The organism is Geobacillus proteiniphilus, assembly GCF_001908025.1.
Classification (GTDB): Bacteria; Bacillota; Bacilli; order Bacillales; family Anoxybacillaceae; genus Geobacillus; species Geobacillus proteiniphilus.
In genome coordinates this window covers 36,303-54,824 of sequence record NZ_MQMG01000019.1, presented here as the reverse complement: position 1 = coordinate 54,824, position 18,522 = coordinate 36,303, and the positions used below count along the sequence as shown (strand labels likewise).

General features: G+C 52.3%; 21 protein-coding genes. 17 read left to right on the top strand and 4 right to left on the bottom strand.

Going from position 1 to position 18,522, the window contains the following annotated elements; translation table 11 throughout:
- Positions 1-6 precede the first annotated feature (6 nt).
- Positions 7-513: a molybdopterin-binding protein gene (locus BRO54_RS08475; protein WP_033025024.1), complete on the bottom strand. Its 507-nt coding sequence runs from the start codon at positions 511-513 to the stop codon at positions 7-9.
- 162 nt (positions 514-675) lie between these two features.
- On the opposite strand from BRO54_RS08475, the gene BRO54_RS08470 reads away from it, so the two are divergent.
- The 3 genes from BRO54_RS08470 (at position 676) to pyc (ending at position 5,803) form a co-directional block, all read left to right on the top strand.
- Positions 676-963 (top strand): Fpa/YlaN family protein, encoded by a 288-nt coding sequence (locus BRO54_RS08470; protein ID WP_013145884.1) that lies wholly within the window; start codon positions 676-678, stop codon positions 961-963.
- Between the two features lie 122 nt (positions 964-1,085).
- Positions 1,086-2,297 carry a putative lipid II flippase FtsW gene (ftsW, locus tag BRO54_RS08465; RefSeq protein ID WP_074043668.1) on the top strand — a complete coding sequence of 404 codons (1,212 nt, stop codon included), beginning with the start codon at positions 1,086-1,088 and terminating at the stop codon, positions 2,295-2,297.
- Positions 2,298-2,359: 62 nt separating this feature from the next.
- A complete protein-coding gene (gene pyc, locus BRO54_RS08460; protein ID WP_074043670.1) occupies positions 2,360-5,803 on the top strand; it encodes a pyruvate carboxylase in 3,444 nt (1,147 codons plus the stop codon).
- 73 nt (positions 5,804-5,876) lie between these two features.
- On the opposite strand, the gene BRO54_RS08455 is transcribed toward pyc, so the two are convergent.
- Positions 5,877-6,830, bottom strand: coding sequence for a COX15/CtaA family protein (locus BRO54_RS08455; RefSeq protein ID WP_137088723.1), 954 nt, complete (start codon positions 6,828-6,830; stop codon positions 5,877-5,879).
- Between the two features lie 381 nt (positions 6,831-7,211).
- On the opposite strand from BRO54_RS08455, the gene cyoE reads away from it, so the two are divergent.
- From cyoE to BRO54_RS08415, 8 genes are all read left to right on the top strand, one after another.
- Positions 7,212-8,141 (top strand): heme o synthase, encoded by a 930-nt coding sequence (cyoE, locus tag BRO54_RS08450; RefSeq protein WP_042380125.1) that lies wholly within the window; start codon positions 7,212-7,214, stop codon positions 8,139-8,141.
- A gap of 76 nt (positions 8,142-8,217) precedes the next feature.
- The gene (gene coxB, locus BRO54_RS08445; protein ID WP_042380122.1) at positions 8,218-9,291 is read left to right on the top strand and encodes a cytochrome c oxidase subunit II; all 1,074 of its coding nucleotides are present in this window, start codon (positions 8,218-8,220) and stop codon (positions 9,289-9,291) included.
- 22 nt (positions 9,292-9,313) lie between these two features.
- Positions 9,314-11,185, top strand: coding sequence for a cytochrome c oxidase subunit I (gene ctaD, locus BRO54_RS08440; protein WP_042380117.1), 1,872 nt, complete (start codon positions 9,314-9,316; stop codon positions 11,183-11,185).
- Positions 11,185-11,805, top strand: a complete 621-nt coding sequence (gene ctaE, locus BRO54_RS08435) for a cytochrome c oxidase subunit III (RefSeq protein ID WP_074043667.1) — start codon at positions 11,185-11,187, stop codon at positions 11,803-11,805. The genes ctaD and ctaE overlap by 1 nt, the downstream gene beginning before the upstream one ends.
- Positions 11,806-11,809: 4 nt before the next feature.
- A complete protein-coding gene (gene ctaF / locus BRO54_RS08430) occupies positions 11,810-12,142 on the top strand; it encodes a cytochrome c oxidase subunit IVB (RefSeq protein ID WP_042380111.1) in 333 nt (110 codons plus the stop codon).
- A 103-nt stretch (positions 12,143-12,245) separates the two neighbouring features.
- Positions 12,246-13,148, top strand: a complete 903-nt coding sequence (ctaG, locus tag BRO54_RS08425; RefSeq protein WP_074043666.1) for a cytochrome c oxidase assembly factor CtaG — start codon at positions 12,246-12,248, stop codon at positions 13,146-13,148.
- 48 nt (positions 13,149-13,196) lie between these two features.
- Positions 13,197-13,652, top strand: coding sequence for a DUF420 domain-containing protein (locus BRO54_RS08420; protein WP_074043665.1), 456 nt, complete (start codon positions 13,197-13,199; stop codon positions 13,650-13,652).
- 296 nt (positions 13,653-13,948) lie between these two features.
- A complete protein-coding gene (locus BRO54_RS08415) occupies positions 13,949-14,254 on the top strand; it encodes an Asp23/Gls24 family envelope stress response protein (protein WP_074043664.1) in 306 nt (101 codons plus the stop codon).
- Positions 14,255-14,280: 26 nt separating this feature from the next.
- On the opposite strand, the gene BRO54_RS08410 is transcribed toward BRO54_RS08415, so the two are convergent.
- On the bottom strand, positions 14,281-14,640 hold the full coding sequence (locus BRO54_RS08410; protein WP_013523323.1) for a YugN family protein: 360 nt from the start codon (positions 14,638-14,640) through the stop codon (positions 14,281-14,283).
- Positions 14,641-14,827: 187 nt separating this feature from the next.
- Between BRO54_RS08410 and BRO54_RS08405 the strand changes: the two genes are divergently transcribed.
- From BRO54_RS08405 to BRO54_RS08380, 6 genes are all read left to right on the top strand, one after another.
- The gene (locus tag BRO54_RS08405) at positions 14,828-15,835 is read left to right on the top strand and encodes a CAP domain-containing protein (protein WP_074043663.1); all 1,008 of its coding nucleotides are present in this window, start codon (positions 14,828-14,830) and stop codon (positions 15,833-15,835) included.
- 80 nt (positions 15,836-15,915) lie between these two features.
- Complete coding sequence (locus BRO54_RS08400; RefSeq protein WP_074043662.1) at positions 15,916-16,299, top strand: YlbD family protein; 384 nt, start codon at positions 15,916-15,918, stop codon at positions 16,297-16,299.
- 12 nt (positions 16,300-16,311) lie between these two features.
- Positions 16,312-16,545, top strand: a complete 234-nt coding sequence (locus BRO54_RS08395) for a YlbE-like family protein (RefSeq protein WP_013145870.1) — start codon at positions 16,312-16,314, stop codon at positions 16,543-16,545.
- 40 nt (positions 16,546-16,585) lie between these two features.
- Complete coding sequence (locus BRO54_RS08390; RefSeq protein WP_042380087.1) at positions 16,586-16,954, top strand: hypothetical protein; 369 nt, start codon at positions 16,586-16,588, stop codon at positions 16,952-16,954.
- 141 nt (positions 16,955-17,095) lie between these two features.
- Positions 17,096-17,542, top strand: coding sequence for a YlbF/YmcA family competence regulator (locus tag BRO54_RS08385; RefSeq protein ID WP_042380225.1), 447 nt, complete (start codon positions 17,096-17,098; stop codon positions 17,540-17,542).
- A gap of 17 nt (positions 17,543-17,559) precedes the next feature.
- The gene (locus BRO54_RS08380) at positions 17,560-17,829 is read left to right on the top strand and encodes a YlbG family protein (protein WP_011230596.1); all 270 of its coding nucleotides are present in this window, start codon (positions 17,560-17,562) and stop codon (positions 17,827-17,829) included.
- 58 nt (positions 17,830-17,887) lie between these two features.
- Here the strand turns inward: BRO54_RS08380 and BRO54_RS08375 are convergent, their stop codons facing one another.
- On the bottom strand, positions 17,888-18,277 hold the full coding sequence (locus BRO54_RS08375) for a DUF7147 family protein (RefSeq protein WP_074043661.1): 390 nt from the start codon (positions 18,275-18,277) through the stop codon (positions 17,888-17,890).
- Positions 18,278-18,522 lie beyond the last annotated feature (245 nt).

The window sequence follows — 18,522 nt, the reverse complement described above, 5'->3', positions numbered from 1 at the left end:
CCCCGGTCATCGGACGACGAGCCGACGCACATGAGTAATCGGCGCCTCGCGGTTGGAACCGTCGCCAAAATAAATGTGCACCGGACCGTCGTCGCGCAACGGTTTTCCGTTTTTGGAAAAAGCGAAAATCAGGTCGTACGCCTTTTCCAGAGGGATCACTGTTTCTCCATGTTCCGTCTCAATGACAAGTTCAGACGCGTCTTCATGCGGCTCAGCGTTTCGCAAAAATGGGGCAAACGGCATGCCGAACGAGCCGGTGATGATTTTCTCCTTCAAAAAGCGCCGCTCCGTTTTCAACGTCGGCGGAAAAACGGCGCCCTCTTGAATTTCTCGGTCCCAAAATGCCGACAGCTTTTTGATTTCCTCGTCCTCTTGCTCCGCTTCCGTCGGCTGTGGAGCCGGCTCCGAAAAATACGCATCCATGTCTACTTTCCGGTCGTCGAAAATCCAGACGCCGGGGTCAAGCGTGATCGTAAACTTCACCTTTCCTGTCAGCACAATAATATCGTTCATGAAACACCTCTCCTCTGCATGTTCCCACCGTTTTTAGTATAATAATAACGAAAGAGCTTGTCATGTTCCAGGCCGGGTTGCTGTCAACGGTTTCAACTTGCAAAATGGCTTGTTTCACGTTAAGATGTAAAGAAGGATAGGGGAGAGAACGGAGGGATCGATGTGACGGACGAATCGATGAGCTATCGGGAGAAGGCGTACGCGCTTTTACAAGCGGATGCAGAGAAAATCATCCAACTCATCCGCGTGCAAATGGACCATTTGACGATGCCGCAATGTCCGGTGTATGAAGAAGTGCTTGACACGCAAATGTTCGGGTTGTCACGGGAAATTGATTTTGCGGTGCGCCTCGGGCTTGTGGAGGCGAAAGACGGAAAGGCGCTCCTTGACCGGCTTGAGCGCGAACTTTCCGCGTTGCACGAGGCCGTGGCCAAAAAGCGCGTACGATAAGAATATAAGGCAACTCAAACGATTGGCACACCATCGTTTGAGTTTTTCTGTTTTTCGGCAGGAAAACGGCGCGCCGCTGCGAATGATTTTAAGTACATACATGTTCACAGGGAAGAGGAACGATGGAACGACAATTATGGAAAAAAGTATTGAAGTGCTACGATTATCCGCTGATCGCCGCGGTCGCCATGCTGTCGTTGTTCGGATTGATTATGGTGTACAGCTCGAGCATGGTCACCGCTGTCATCCGCTTTGAAGTGCCAAGCGACTATTTTTACGAGCGGCAAAAACTGTGGCTGATTGCCGGATTCATCGCGTTCGCCATCATGATGGCGATTCCGTATAAAGTGTGGCGGGCGGAGCGATGGGTGAAACTCGTCTTTTTTGCTTCTCCATTGATGCTTATCGCCGTCGCCTTTCTCGGCCATACGGCCAACAACGCAACAAGCTGGTTTCGCGTCGGGGCGCTTTCGATCCAACCGGCGGAGCTCGCGAAGCTCGGCCTGATTTTATACTTGGCCGCAGCGTTCGCCAACAAGCGGAAGCGGCTGGCCGAGCCGGTGAAAAGCAATTTGTTCCCCATTTATTATACGCTTTTTATTTGCTTTTTGATCGCCATTCAGCCGGACTTCGGCACGGCAGCGATCGTTTTTGCCATTGCCATATGCGTCATTGTCTCGTCTGGGTTGCGCCTCATGTTACTCTTAAAGCAGCTATGCTTTTTTATTCTCGTTGGGGCGGTGTCGTCGCCGCTTTGGCTTCCGTTGATCGGCAAACACATCTTTTCTCCCGAGCGGATGTCGCGCCTTTACAGCTTTTTGGATCCATTTCAATACGCAAACGGCGATGGCTACCAGCTCGTTAATTCGTATTTGGCGATCGGGCTTGGCGGGCTGAAAGGTGTGGGACTTGGCAAAGGCATTCAAAAATACGGCTACCTGCCGGAGTCGCACACCGATTTTATTATGGCGGTCATCGCCGAGGAGCTCGGTTTGTTTGGCGTGACGTTTACGCTCGGGTTGCTTTCGTTTATTGTGCTGCGCGGGCTTTGGATTGCCCGCCGCTCCCACGATCCGTTTGGGAGCCTGCTTGCGATCGGCATCTCCGTCATGATCGGCTTTCAAACGTTCATTAACGTTGGTGGGGTCGTTGGCCTTATTCCGATTACAGGGGTGCCGCTGCCGCTCGTCAGCTATGGGGGAACGTCGCTTGTCCTGACCATGGCTTCGCTCGGTCTGCTTGTGAACATTTCCATGTTTGCAAAGTACGAGCAACGGTATAAAAAGGGTGAAAAAACGATGGTCAGCGGGCAGAAAAGAGGTCTGACTTTTTAGAAAGTGTATTTACAAATCGCCAAAACTTTTATACTTTTATTAAATAAAGGAGGAGGGACATGATGAGGACAAGACGAATTCGCAAAGTGCTAGTAGCCAACCGCGGGGAGATCGCCATTCGCGTCTTCCGCGCCTGCACAGAGCTTGACATCCGTACGGTGGCGATTTACTCAAAGGAAGATGCCGGCTCGTATCACCGCTATAAAGCGGATGAGGCGTATTTGGTCGGTGAGGGGAAAAAGCCGATCGAAGCCTACTTGGACATCGAAGGCATCATTGAGATCGCCAAAGCCCACGATGTCGATGCCATCCACCCGGGATATGGGTTTTTGTCGGAAAACATCCAATTTGCCAAACGGTGCCGCGAAGAGGGGATCATTTTCATCGGTCCGAACGAAGACCATTTGGATATGTTCGGCGATAAAGTGAAAGCGCGCCATGCGGCCATGAAGGCGGGCATTCCCGTCATTCCGGGCAGCGACGGTCCGGTCAGCGGCCTTGAAGAGGTCGTCCGCTTTGCCGAAACGCACGGTTATCCGATCATTATCAAGGCGGCGCTGGGCGGCGGCGGCCGCGGCATGCGCATCGTCCGCTCGAAGTCGGAAGTGAAAGAAGCGTTCGAGCGCGCCAAGTCGGAAGCGAAAGCGGCGTTTGGCAGCGACGATGTCTATGTCGAAAAGCTGATCGAAAAGCCGAAGCATATCGAAGTGCAAATTTTGGGCGACCATGAAGGAAACATCGTCCATTTGTATGAACGAGATTGCTCGGTGCAGCGCCGCCATCAAAAAGTTGTTGAAGTCGCGCCGAGCGTCTCGTTGTCGGACGAGCTGCGCGAGCGCATTTGCGAGGCGGCGGTCCGGCTCATGAGAAGCGTCGGCTACGTCAACGCTGGCACGGTTGAGTTTCTCGTCTCCGGGGATGAGTTTTATTTCATCGAAGTCAATCCGCGCATTCAAGTTGAGCATACGATCACCGAAATGATCACCGGGATTGACATCGTCCAGTCGCAAATTTTAATCGCCGACGGATTTTCGCTCCACAGCCCGGAAGTCGGCATTCCAAAGCAGGAGGACATCCGCATCAACGGCTACGCCATTCAGTCGCGGGTGACGACGGAAGACCCGCTCAACAACTTTATGCCGGATACGGGAAAAATTATGGCGTACCGTTCCGGCGGCGGTTTTGGCGTGCGCTTGGACGCCGGCAATGGCTTCCAAGGGGCGGTCATTACGCCGTATTACGATTCGCTGCTCGTGAAAGTGTCGACATGGGCGTTGACGTTTGAACAGGCGGCAAGAAAAATGCTGCGCAACTTGCGCGAATTCCGCATCCGCGGCATTAAAACGAACATTCCGTTTTTGGAAAACGTCGTTCAGCATCCGAAATTTTTGTCGGGGGAATACGATACGTCATTTATCGATACGACGCCGGAATTGTTTGTATTCCCGCGCCGAAAAGACCGCGGGACGAAAATGCTTACGTACATCGGCACCGTGACGGTCAACGGCTTCCCTGGCATCGGCAAAAAGAAAAAGCCAGTGTTTGACAAACCGCGCGTGCCGAAGGTGAGCCAAACGGAACCGATCCCAGCGGGAACGAAGCAAATTTTGGATGAACGCGGACCTGAAGGGCTTGTTCGCTGGATCCAAGAGCAGCCGCGCGTGCTCTTGACCGATACGACGTTCCGTGACGCCCATCAGTCGTTGTTGGCGACGCGCGTCCGCACGATCGACTTGTTGCGGATCGCTGAGCCGACGGCGCGTTTGCTGCCCAACTTGTTCTCGCTTGAGATGTGGGGCGGGGCGACGTTTGACGTGGCGTACCGCTTTTTGAAAGAAGATCCGTGGGACCGGCTGTTGAAGCTGCGCGAGCGCATCCCGAACGTGCTGTTCCAGATGCTTCTTCGCTCGGCCAACGCCGTGGGGTATAAAAACTATCCCGACAACGTCATCCGCGAGTTCGTTGAAAAATCGGCGCAAGCCGGCATTGATGTCTTCCGCATTTTCGACAGCCTAAACTGGGTGAAAGGGATGACGGTAGCGATCGATGCCGTCCGGCAAAGCGGCAAAATCGCCGAGGCGGCTATTTGCTATACGGGCGATATTTTTGACCCGAACCGGCCGAAGTACAATTTGGATTATTACAAAGCCTTGGCGAAAGAGCTCGAGCAAGCCGGAGCGCACATTTTGGGCATTAAGGATATGGCTGGTCTGTTGAAGCCGCAGGCGGCGTACGTGCTCATCTCCGCGCTCAAGGAAACGGTCGACATTCCGATCCATTTGCATACGCACGATACGAGCGGCAACGGCATTTACACGTACGCCAAAGCGATCGAAGCCGGCGTCGATATCGTCGATGTCGCCGTCAGCTCGATGGCCGGCTTGACGTCGCAGCCAAGCGCCAATACGCTCTACTATGCACTTGAAGGAACGGAGCGAGCGCCGGAGGTCGATATTTACGGCCTTGAGCAGTTGGCCCGCTATTGGGAAGATGTGCGCAAATTTTATCAGGAGTTTGAAAGCGGCATGAACGCGCCGCATACGGAAGTATACATGCATGAGATGCCAGGCGGCCAGTACAGCAACCTGCAGCAGCAGGCAAAAGCGGTCGGCCTCGGCGATCGGTGGGATGAAGTGAAAGAAATGTACCGCCGCGTCAACGACTTGTTCGGCGACATCGTCAAAGTGACGCCATCATCGAAAGTTGTCGGCGACATGGCGCTTTACATGGTGCAAAACAATTTGACGGAGCAAGACATTTTTGAACGCGGTGAAACGCTCAATTTCCCGGACTCGGTCGTGGAGTTTTTCGAAGGCTATTTAGGCCAGCCGCATGGCGGGTTCCCGAAAGAGTTGCAGCGCATTATTTTGAAAGGGCGCGAACCGATCACCGTTCGTCCGGGCGAGTTGCTCGAGCCGGTCGATTTCGAGCAAATCAAGCGGGAGCTGTACGACAAGCTTGGCCGCGAAGTGACCGACTTTGACGCCATTGCCTATGCGCTTTATCCGAAAGTGTTTTTGGAATATGCCGAAACGGTCGAAAAATACGGCGACATTTCGGTGCTCGATACACCGACGTTCCTGTATGGCATGCGCCTTGGCGAGGAGATCGAAGTGGAGATCGAGCGCGGAAAAACGCTCATCGTCAAGCTTGTGTCGATCGGCCAGCCGCAGGCGGACGGTACACGCGTCGTCTACTTTGAGCTGAACGGCCAGCCGCGCGAAGTCATCATCCGCGATGAAAGCATCAAAGCGGCTGTCGCTGAGCGCATCAAGGCTGACCGGACGAACCCGAACCACATTGCGGCGACGATGCCGGGCACGGTGGTGAAAGTGCTCGTGGAGAAAGGAGAAAAAGTTGACAAAGGCGACCATTTGATGGTTACGGAAGCGATGAAGATGGAAACAACGGTGCAGGCGCCGTTTGCCGGCATTGTCAAAGACATTTACGTCAAAAGCGGCGACGCCATTCAAGCGGGCGATCTGCTGATCGAGCTGTCCAAATGAAACGGTCTATACCGCACAAAAAAGGGATGCCCAAGTTTGCGGGCATCCCTGTTTGTTTGCGGACGGATGGCCGTCATTTCAACGTGGCCGGCGCCGCTTCCCCAGCTGAATGGCCGGCGGCTTTTACCGGCGCGCGGCGGGTGCGGAGCGCCAAAAGCAATAAATAGCTGAGCACACCGAACAGGCAGGAAATGAAAAAGGCGTGCGCCAAGGCAATGTATAAATTCAGCTGCGTAAAAACGACAAGCGCTCCAGTCGTCATTTGCGCGAGCACGAGAAAAAGGGCGATGAGCCATCCGTAGTAGATGACCGGCTGCCGGCGGTAATGGCGGACGGCATGTATCGCGGCGGCGGCGATCCAAATGATGATGACAGCAGCCGCCAATCGATGGCCCATCTGCACCCATTCATGAAACTGAACCGGGAGGAGGCGCGTTTTCGCGCAAAGCGGCCAGCTCGGACAGGCGAGGCTGGCGTTCGTATGGCGCACGAGCGCCCCGGTGTAGACGACGATGTACGAGTATATGGTGATGCCGTAAATATGAAACTGCATTTTGCCGTCAAGGGAAAGCGAAGCGGCGGAAAACGTTTTGTCGATTTCAAAAATCAATAGCGTCAACAGCAGCACAGCGGCAAACGAAATGAGCGAAATGCCAAAATGCAAGGCGAGGACGAAATCGGACTGCCCCCACACGACCGCGGCGGCGCCGATCAGCCCTTGCAAGACGAGAAAGACGAACGATATGACAGCTAAAAATTTCGTCTCCCGCACATGGCCAATGGCTCGCCACGCCCAGATGGAAAGGATGAGCACCATGATGCCGGCAAGGCCGGAAACGAGTCGATGGCTCAGCTCGATGATGAGCTCGGGCGTAATGTGATCCGGCACCCATTGGCCGTTGCACAGCGGCCATGATCGGCCGCACCCCATGCCGGAGCCGGTTTTTGTCACGAGCGCCCCGCCGATCAGGACAAACAGCATCGCCAACGTGGTTGCCGAGGCAAACCATTTCAGTGAACGTTGCAAAATCTTCACCTTCTTGTATTGAGAAATTGTGATTTTGTCCATATTAGTAAAGTGATGGATTTTATTGCAGCCAACCGTGTTGCCAAGCCAAGTCTATTTTACACGATGGCGTCGGGAAACACAAAATGACGTTTGCATATTGAATAAGTCGATTAAGTTTGCTAGAAATATTAATGGGACAAGCGAATGAGCCGTTTTGGGCATGCGGATTCAAAAATTTGACACAAATTATTCAAAAAAAGTTCACATGCTGAGAAAAAAATGTGATTTAATATAAAGAGAAAACAGCCCATTTTTGTTATTTCTCATTGGAAGGAATTTCAGGCACTATGATGGCGCTGTCTATAGGATGGGGCGGCGCAGCGAGGAGGAACAGGAGAAATGGCTGATTTGAAAGCGGTGCATCAAGCCGCGGCCGATGCGGGGCATCGTCCGCAGGCTGGCGTCAAGGCGCTTTGGAAAGAATGGTCGTCTGTTGTGAAAATCGGAATTGTCAATTCCAATTTGATTACAACATTCGCCGGAATGTGGCTGGCGTTTTATTTTACTGGGGAACATTTTTTGGAGAACTTGCATCTTGTCTTTTTCACGCTGTTCGGAGCGGCGCTTGTCATCGCCGGTTCGTGCAGCATCAACAACTTCATTGACCGTGACATCGACCGGTATATGGAGCGGACGAAAGCGCGCCCGACCGTCACGGGGACGATGGATCCACGGCGGGTGCTTTGGCTTGGGGCGGCGCTTGTCGTGATCGGTGAGATGAGCTTGCTTATGACAACGGTTACGGCTGCGGTCGTTGGATTGATCGGTGTGGTGACATACGTCTTCTTATACACGCTTTGGACGAAGCGCCATTACACGATCAACACCGTTGTCGGCAGCATTTCCGGCGCTGTGCCGCCGGTAATCGGCTGGACGGCGGTCGATCCGGATTTCCATATTGTTCCGCTCATCCTGTTTTTAATCATGTTTTTATGGCAGCCGCCGCACTTTTTGGCGTTGGCGATGAAGCGATGCGAAGAATACCGCGCTGCCGGCATTCCGATGTTGCCGGTCGTCCACGGGTTTGCCATGACGAAGCGGCAAATCATCGTTTGGGTGGCGTGTTTGTTGCCGTTGCCGTTTTACTTGTTCTCGCTCGGCGTGCCGTTTTTAACGGTGGCCACGCTGCTCAATGTCGGCTGGTTGCTGTTGGGATTGGCGGGCTTGAAAATGAAAGATGACATCAAATGGGCGAAGTGGATGTTCGTCTATTCGCTCAACTACTTGACGATTTTGTTCGTGGCGATGGTCATCGCTACGCTTTGGTGAATTAAGGTAAAATTCTTTCTTTGTGAAAGAATTTATATACATTTATCCATCAAAGAAAGAGGGGTTTGATTAGGCTATGAAGAAAGGGCTGCGTAACTGGCGCTTATTTTCCCTGTTCGGGATGATGGCGCTGCTGCTCGCCGGCTGCGGCAAGCCGTTTTTATCGACGCTCCAGCCAGCCGGTGAAGTAGCGGACATGCAGTATTCGCTCATGCTGTTGAGCACATCGATCATGGTGCTCGTCATTGTCGTCGTAGCGATTATCTTTGTTTACGTTGTCATCCGCTTCCGGCGGCGCAAGGGGGAAGAAAATAAAATCCCGAAGCAAGTGGAAGGGAGCCATAAGCTGGAAATTATCTGGACTGTCATTCCGATCATCCTCTTGCTCATTTTAGCCGTTCCGACGGTATTGACAACGTTTAAACTGGCTGATGTGAAGGCGATGAATGACAAAGACCGCGATAAAAAAGGCACGGTCGTTGTCAATGTGCGCGCCAACTTGTACTGGTGGGAGTTTGAATATCCGGACTACGGCATTATTACAAGTCAAGATTTGGTTGTGCCGACGAATGAAAAAGTGTATTTCAACTTGATCGCGTCGGATGTCAAACACTCGTTCTGGATTCCGGCGGTCGGCGGCAAAATGGATACGAACACCGATAACAAAAACCAATTTTGGCTTGTTTTTGACCAAAAAGCGACCGATAAAGCCGGCGGCGTCTTTTACGGCAAATGTGCGGAGCTTTGCGGTCCATCGCATGCATTGATGGACTTTAAAGTTCGGCCGCTGCCGCGTGATCAGTTTGACGCGTGGGTGAAAAAGATGCAAAACGCGAAAAAACCGGTTGTCACCGATCCGGTCGCCAAACAAGGGGAAGCCATTTTCAACAAAAGCTGTATTGGCTGCCATGCGGTAACACCGCTCGACAAGCGTCCGGAGCAAGCGCGTACGGCGCCGAACTTGGCGAACTTTGGCGATCGCCAACGGATTGCCGGCATTTTGGAGCATAATGAAGAAAACTTGAAAAAATGGCTTAGAGATCCTGAAAGCGTCAAACCTGGAAATAAAATGACAGGTACATATGGCAAACTGTCAGAAGAACAAATTGATGCATTGGCGAAATATTTGATGAGCTTAAAAGTGGAATAAGGCATAAAAGGGAGGTTTCACTGTGAGTACGATCGCTCGCAAAAAGGGTGTTGGCGCCGTTTTATGGGATTACCTGACGACGGTCGACCATAAAAAAATCGCCCATTTGTACTTAATTGCTGGCGGGTTTTTCTTCTTGCTCGGCGGTCTCGAGGCGTTGCTCATCCGCATTCAGCTCGTGAAGCCAAACAATGATTTTCTTGTCGGCGGGCTGTACAATGAAGTGCTGACGATGCACGGGACGACGATGATTTTCTTGGCTGCGATGCCGCTTCTTTTCGCGTTTATGAACGCGGTCGTGCCGCTGCAGATCGGCGCGCGCGACGTCGCGTTCCCGTTTTTGAACGCGCTTGGGTTTTGGATGTTTTTCTTTGGCGGGCTGTTTTTAAACTGTTCGTGGTTTTTAGGCGGCGCGCCTGATGCTGGGTGGACGTCGTATGCGTCGTTGGCGCTTGATTCAAAAGCCCATCATGGCATTGATTTCTATACGCTTGGCTTGCAAATTTCCGGCTTCGGAACGATCATGGGTGCCATTAACTTTCTTGTGACGATCATCAACATGCGCGCTCCGGGCATGACATTTATGCGCATGCCGATGTTCACTTGGGCGACGTTTGTGACATCGGCGCTCATCTTGTTTGCGTTTCCGCCGTTGACGGTCGGCTTGATTTTCATGATGATGGATCGATTGTTTGGCGGCAACTTCTTTAATCCGGCTGCCGGCGGCAACACGATCATTTGGGAGCACTTGTTCTGGGTGTTTGGTCATCCGGAAGTATATATTTTAATCCTGCCATCGTTCGGTATTTTCTCGGAAATCTTTGCGACGTTCTCGCGCAAGCGGCTGTTCGGCTATTCGTCGATGGTGTTTGCAACTGTGCTTATTGCCTTTTTCGGGTTCATGGTATGGGCGCATCATATGTTTACGGTTGGTATGGGACCGATTGCGAACGCCATCTTTGCTGTTGCGACGATGGCGATCGCCGTTCCGACAGGAGTCAAAATTTTCAACTGGTTGTTTACCATGTGGGGCGGAAGCATCAAGTTTACGACGCCGATGTATTATGCGGTCGCCTTCATTCCGTCGTTCGTCATGGGCGGGGTGACCGGGGTTATGCTGTCGGCGGCTGCAGCGGATTACCAATACCATGACAGCTATTTCGTCGTCGCTCACTTCCATTACGTCATTGTCGGCGGGGTTGTGTTCGCTCTGCTTGCCGGCACGCATTACTGGTGGCCGAAAATGTTTGGCCGCATGTTGAACGAAACGCTTGGCAAAATTACATTCTGGTTGTTCTTTATCGGCTTCCATTTGACGTTCTTTATTCAGCACTTCCTCGGTTTGACGGGGATGCCGCGCCGCGTGTTCACGTACTTGCCGAACCAAGGATGGGAGACGGGGAACTTCGTCAGCACGGTCGGGGCGTTCTTTATGGCCATCGCAACGGTCATTTTGCTCATTAACATTGTGATTACGACGGTAAAAGGGGAAAAAGTGCCAGGCGATGCCTGGGGCGACGGCCGCACGCTCGAATGGGCGATCGCTTCGCCGCCGCCGGTGTACAACTTTGCGCAAACCCCGCTTGTCCGCGGCTTGGACGCCTTCTGGCTTGAAAAAATGGAAGGCAAAAAAGAATTGACGCCGGCGGAGCCGCTTGGCGACATTCATATGCCGAACTCGTCATTCCTGCCGTTTATTATTTCGTTCGGCCTGTTTGTCGCCGCCTTCGGCTTTACGTATCATAACGATGCTGGATGGGGCTTGCCGGTCGGCATTCTCGGGCTGCTCATTACGTTCGGTTCGATGTTCTTGCGTTCAGTGATCGATGATCACGGTTTCCACATCCATAAAGAAGAAGTGCTTGAACTTGAGAAGAAGGGGGCGAACGCCTGATGCATGCAGAGGAAAAACTGACGGCCGAGACGTTTCCGGCCGCGCCGGAACGCGCCACCCTTGAGGGGAAAAATAAGTTTCTCGGCTTCTGGCTCTTTTTAGGCGGAGAGACGGTGCTGTTCGCCTCTCTCTTCGCCACCTATTTGGCGCTGAAAGATAAAACGAACGGCGGCCCTTCGGCCGAAGAGCTGTTCCAAATGCCGATCGTGTTCATGGCGACAATGTTGCTGCTAACAAGCAGTTTGACGAGCGTGTATGCCATTTATCATATGAAAAACTTTGATTTTAAAAAGATGCAGCTCTGGTTTGGCATTACCGTTTTGCTTGGCGCCGGCTTTTTGGCCCTTGAGATTTACGAGTTTTATGAGTATGTCCATGAAGGCCATAAGTTTACGACCAGCGCTTTCTCTTCAGCGTTTTACACGCTCGTTGGCACGCACGGAAGCCACGTCGCGTTCGGATTGCTTTGGATTCTGACGCTCATGATCCGCAACGCTAAGCGTGGGTTGAATTTATACAACGCCCCGAAATTTTACGTCGCGAGCCTTTACTGGCACTTCATCGACGTCGTCTGGGTGTTCATTTTTACGGTTGTATACTTGATGGGAATGGTGGGGTGAACGTATGGCGAACCAAACGAACTCTGGAAATGAACGCGTCGATTTGGCGTATCGCCGGCGGAAAAACGCGGAAGAGATGCGCCATCAAATGATTGCATTCGTCTTGATGATTTTGCTGACGCTCATCGCTTTCGCCGCCGTTGGTTACGAAGAGTTTTCCCATTGGTTTGTCGTTCCGTTTATTTTGCTTTTGGCCGCCGTGCAGGTCGCATTCCAGCTTTATTATTTCATGCACATGAGCCATAAAGGCCACGAATTTCCGGCGATGTTTATTTACGGCGGCGTGGCGGTCATGCTTCTACTTGTTTGGGCGTTTACGACGGTCGTTTGGTGGTAGGCAAAAGGGGGAATCGGTTTTGCGCCGGTTTCCCCTTTTTTCAATAGCCCTGGCGCGGCGTCGTGTAGTATAATGGGAAAGGACAAATCAGGAGGGGATTCGTATGTTTCAATCGCTGCAAATGTTTGGCCCTGTTGCCCTTTGGAGTCCGTTTTTTTTGCTTGTGTTAGCGGCGGTTGCGTTGCTGTACATTGGGATAACTGGGCCATGGCGGCAGCGTTTCGGCCTCGGTGATGCGGTTTCGGGGAAGCAGAAGGCGTATTTTTTGACAGGGATCGTGCTTCTTTATATATGCAAAGGGTCTCCGGTGGATTTGATGGGCCATTTGACGTTCACTGCCCATATGGTGCAAATGGCAGTGCTGTATTTGATCGTGCCGCAATGTTTTATTTTAGGCATTCCGGCGCCGCTTTATGAGCGTGCGTTCCGCATCGCAGCGGTGCGCCGCGTGTTTCGGCTGTTGACAAAGCCGATTGTGGCGTTGCTGCTGTTTAACGGTTTGTTTTCGCTTTATCACGTTCCATTCATTTTTGACGCCGTGAAAATGAATATGTGGCTGCATGCGTTTGTTACCTCGGTCATTTTCGTTGCCGCGTTTTGCATGTGGTGGCCGCTTGTCAATAAGCTGCCCGATTGGCAAACGCTGTCCGGCTTAAAAAAAATGGGTTACATTTTCGCTGACGGCATGCTGTTGACCCCGGCTTGCGCGCTCATCATTTTTACCGATACGCCGCTTTATGCGACGTATACTGACCCGAAAGCATGGATGACCGCGCTGGCTCTATGCGTTCCTCAAGGAACGTTGGCTTCGCTTGATTTGACCGGGCCGCAAATGTTTTTATCGATGTCGCCGCTCCATGACCAGCAGCTCGGCGGAGTGTTGATGAAAATCATCCAGGAAATCGTGTACGGGACGATGCTGTTCTTCATCTTCACCGAATGGTATCGGAAGGAGCGGGAGAAAGAGCCAAGCATGGATATGGAGCCGCGGCCGACCAAACTGTAAAGCGTGGTTGGCCGCCAACGATGAACAAAGAAGAAAGGGAGAGAAGCGATGGCCGTTTTACCGACAATCAGCACGAGCTGCATCGTGATCAGCGCTTTGCTTGTTGCTTATGGGTGGTATTTGATCAGCCGCAGGCGGATCGAAGCGCATAAAAAGGTGATGCTGACGGCAGCGGCGTTTGCGTTGCTGTTTTTCATCATTTACATGTCACGGACGTTGTTTATCGGCAATACGAGCTTTGGTGGACCGGAGAACGTCAAAGTGTATTATACGCTGTTTCTCATTTTCCATATTATTTTAGCGACGGTCGGGGCAGTGTTTGGCCTTGTCACGATTTGGACGGGATTAAAAGACAAGCGGGCCCGCCACCGTCGGCTCGGGCCGATCACAAGCATCATTTGGTTTGGCAGCGCCTCAACCGGGGTGGTCGTCTATTGGCTGCTTTATGTCCTCTATCCAGGGGGCCAAACGACGTCGCTCATCAAGGCGGTGCTCGGTTTTTAACCCGCGGGCAAGGAGCAAGGGAAGCGGTGGTTGCATAGCATAGAATATATAGATGCAATTTGAAGATTTAACGTTTGCAGCTTTTACAGAGCGATTTGATCGACTGTCGGGCGACCGAACAACGCCGCTTCCGGGTAGTTGTTCGGTCTTCCGTCACGCTAAGGCGTGGCGAAGGCAAGCTTGTGGCTTGCCTCCGACAGTCGAAAAATAGGCAAGCGACTTTTTCATCAAGGATATGTTAAACTTTTTCGTTGCATCTATATAGACGTGATTTTGTGCAGCGGGGGGAGAAGGCGGTGAACACGTTCCGCTATCGGAAACGGAGCGCCGTGGAAGCGACGCTGTTGACGATTGTCATGATGTGTGTGCGCGACCAAGCGGCGGTCGCCCTTGACGATTGTGAGGTGTTCATCACCGTTGCCCAAGGCGAGCGGTGCCGCGTCACGGTAAGGATGTCCATTCGATATGGGGCGCCGGTGATGGCGGTTTGCCGCCAGCTGCAGCAGCACATCGCCGAGGAGATCGCCGCGATGACGCCATATGTCGCCGAGGCGGTCGACATTGTCGTCAAACGGCTTGTCATGCCAGAAAAAAACGCATGAGAACCGTGCTCTCATGCGTTTTTTGATTATTCTTTGATTTTTTCAAGCTCGCTTTTGACCTGCGCCAACACGTTTTGGCATTGGCTGACAAGAGAGGACGGAAAATGTTCATCATCGCCGTATTCGACGCCGTGTGGATAGTAATGTTTCCCTAAAATCGGCGTGAGCAACTTAATGAGTGCATAGCGCGAATCGACGTCTCCCTCGATGGCGTATCCTTGAACGCGCAAATAGTAGGTGCCTTCTTTCACGACGTATTTCCGGTCGTATGTGACCCGTTCATAATCCCATTGCGCCGCGCGCACAAAGCCGAGGCGCTCCATAATGTCATCAAGGCGGGACAGTTCGACCGTCTGATTTTCCAGTCCGGTATTTTCAAACTTCATCTTTCTTCCTCCTAACAACACAGTATGTAAAAGCGCCAAACAGGAAATCATCCCCTCATTTATAATAGTACGAAAACGGTTTGCTTTTCAACGAATTGTTTGTCTTTTTGGGCGTCCTCTTTTTTTTGCCTCTAAAAAACAGCTATAATGACAATAAGGAGATTGGGCAGAAAGCGGGAGTTGCTGTGTGAAATGGTTTTTCCTTTTTTTGTTTTTCTTGATCGGATTGTATTATTTTGTGCCGAGCCCGCCACCCCCGAGCCCCCCGGAGCAGCCAGAGACGAATAGATACATGTTGAAAGAGCCGAAGGCGACGGCCGGCATGGTTGCGTTGCTCGGGCAATCGGCGCAAGAGGCGAAACAACTGCTTGGCGCTCCAGACCGGATCGACCCGTCAGCTTACGGGTATGACTGGTGGGTGTACAGCCGTCGCTCGGAGTCGTACGTGCAGATTGGTGTCTTGCGCGGCCGGGTCGTCACCGCCCTTGTTGGCGGAGAAAAGGTGAACGTTGAGCCGTTTGCGATCGGCCAGCGGTTGCAGACGATTTTTCAAACGATGCCGGTGCTATCGAACATTGAGATTAAGCTAGGCAGCGGGACATACCGGTTTGAGCTGTCTGAACAAGATTACTCGTCAAGGCCGGTCGTCAAAGTCGGCAGCGTCTACGCCCAGCTGTACGTTGACCGCTTTACCGGTGAGGTGGCGGCCGTCCGCTTGATGGATGCGGAAACGTTCGTCAAGTTGCGGCCGTACGAGCTCGTTTACCGCGGCAGCCTGCCGGCGGCCGCGCCGCTGTCGGAAGAAAAGCGACAGACTGTTGATGCAGCCAACGCGAAGCAAATTTTTGACTGGACGAATTTGATCCGCCGCCGCCACGGACTTTCTCCTCTCATGTGGGATGACAAGGCCGCCGCCGCTGCCGCCAAACATAGCCGAGATATGCATGATCACCGGTTTTTCTCCCACGAGTCGCCGCAGTACGGCGATTTATCGAAGCGGCTTGGCGCGCTTCACATTCCGTTCCAGCTTGCCGGGGAAAATATCGCCGCCCATCAAGTCGATGGCGTCGAGGCGACCATCGGATGGCTGAACAGCCAAAACCATCGGAAAATTATGTTGAACGAAGAGTTCACTCGCTTGGGCGTTGGCGTCTACGCCGATTATTATACGCAAAACTTCTTTACGCCGCTCTAAAAATTGGGCGCACCTCTGCGTGCTGGATGCGATATGATATGGCAGATAGGCATGAGTGGATGAAAGGGATGAGAACCGCCATGGCCAAGCCTCTGCATCCTTCCGTTGAACAGTTTAAACAGTTTGTCAAAAAACATCCAAAAATCATTCAAGAGGTGCGCAGTGGCAAAAAGACGTGGAAACAAGTGTATGAGGATTGGTATTTGTTCGGGGAAGACGATGACATATGGGAGCCGTATCGGGAAGCAAACGGCGCAACAAAAGAGGAGGAAAAAGGAACGAACAAATGGCTCGATAAGCTCGCGGCTATGCTTGGACAGATCGATGCAGCCGAGGTGCAAAAACATTTGGCGAACGTCCAGCAGGCGATCGCGGCGATCCAAAGCATTCTTTCCGAATTTCAAGGGGGCGATCAAGAACAAAGAAACAAAGAAGCGCATCCGTTTTCGTTCCGCAAAGATTAAAGGGTGGTGGCGATGAGGAAAGATGTATGGCAATATGTGCAAGGAACACCGATGCTACGCGCGTTTTTGCGTGAACAGCCGCGCTGGTACCGGCTTCTTGCCCGCCGTCCGCATGAGCTGTCGACGTTCCAATTGGCCGCCTTGCGCCACTATGAGCTGACGATCCCCGATAAAGTGGAAAAAATCTCCCAATCGTTGCAAATGGCGTCGCTCATGTGGCAAATGTTTAAAGCCATGCGCGACTAATCGGGCGGCCAACGGCAAAGACTAGTTTTGAAAGGGAGTGATGTCTTTGCCAAAGTGGTTCGCATGGCTTGCGGGCGTCATGTTGCTTGCGGCGTATGCCTTCTTTGAGCCGGCGCCGTCGTCCTCCGCTAACGCCGAAGCGGTGGGCGGCACGCTGCAGGTGAAGCATGAAGTGAAAGGAAGTGACGTATTCATTGAATGTGTTGCCGTCCACTTTCCGTTCCGCAAAGGGAGCGGCGGCGGACACATTAATGTCTATGTCAACGGGCAAAAAATGACTGAAGTATACACGGCCGCCTTTATCGTGCGCGGCTTGCCGAGTGGGAAGCATACCATCCGTCTTGAGCTCGTCTACAATGATGGGAAAGCAACCGGCATGACGCACGAATTTGACGTCGCCATCCGATAGAGATGACGACGATCGTTTAAAAGATGAACGGGGGCGATTCAGCACAGCCTGGATCGCCTTTTTTTGTTTGCTTCTTTGCTATCTCTTTCCTTTCCATTTTCTTTTCGTTCATGGTATGATGGATAATGGAGGTGCCATTTGGTGAGGATTGCGACTCTCGAGCGCATCGAGATTTTAGATAAAGCAGAAGCGTTGGCCAAAATGATCGTCGAGTCGGACGTGGCGGACGAATACCGCCGCGCCTTTTGGCGGCTGAAGCAAGACCGCTGCGCCCAGCAGCTGATCGCTCGCTTTGTCAAGCTGAAGGAGCGCTACGAAGAAGTGCAGCGCTTCGGAAAATACCATCCTGATTACCGCGACGTGATGAAAGAAGTGCGCGAAGCGAAGCGGGAGCTCGATTTGCATGAGACGGTCGCCGCCTTTAAGGAGGCGGAGAAGGCGATGCAAGAGCTGCTTGATGAGATCAGCGTGCTGATCGGCAAAGCGGTATCGGAACATGTGAAAGTGCCGACCGGAAATCCGTACTTTTTGTCGGCGGGCTGTTCCGGCGGCTGCGGGGCGGGCGGAAGCTGCGGCTGCCGCACATAAAAAAAGGGGAAGGGACTATGTTTCCAAAACGGCAAGGGATTATCGTTTGGCTTCATTCGCTGAAATATGGGAAACAGTTGCGCAAGTTCGGCAACATTCATTACATTTCCAAACGGCTGAAGTATGCTGTTCTGTATTGTGATATGGAGCAAGTCGACCATGTAATGAAAAAGCTCGCCTCGCTTCCATTCGTCAAGCGGGTCGAGCCGTCGTACCGCCCATTTTTAAAACTGGAATTTGAATCGAAAGGGGAGAAGGAAAAAGACTCCCCGTATCCGCTTGGATGAAAGAAAACAGCGGGTCGAAAAAAGCCGGCGCCGGCTTTTCGGCCCGCTGTTTCTTTGTTTACTGAAGCGGCGGGATGAAGCGATTCATCCGCATAATGCCGATCAAATACTGGTAATATAAGTCAAGTTCGGCGAACATCGTTGATGGCTTGACATCAAGGTGAATGACGTCCATGTCCAGCTCCTTTGCGGTTTCCATAAACAGTTCGTACCGTTTGTTCGGCTTGACGAACGGATCGGGAATGCCTTCGCGGCAAATGTAAAGCGGCTGGAAATCGCCGGGGTCCGTCGGATGAAGGACAACGGCCAAGGAGACGACCGCCTGGCCTTTTTTCACCGTATGGAAGGCAAAGAAGCCGGACAAACGGTGGCGGTTGGCCTTCGCCAATTCAATTAGCTCATATATATCGGAATACCCTTCGCCAAGTTCGATGAACCGTTGGATCATGAATAGCTCCCCCTTGCAAGCATCGTCCACCCTTAACTTTACCGGCCATCCTCGCGAATTGCAATCAAAAAAAAACCTTGCGGAAACGAACCCGCAAGGTCCTTTCCAGTTCCTTGCCACCGCGCAGGGCGGAACAAGGAGCGGAAAGAATAAAGAAAAGGGAGAGGAGAAACCGGAGGAAGAACTTATGGGGAAACGTAAGTCTTCTCCGTCACTGGCAACAACGCGTCAAGCGTGTTGCCATT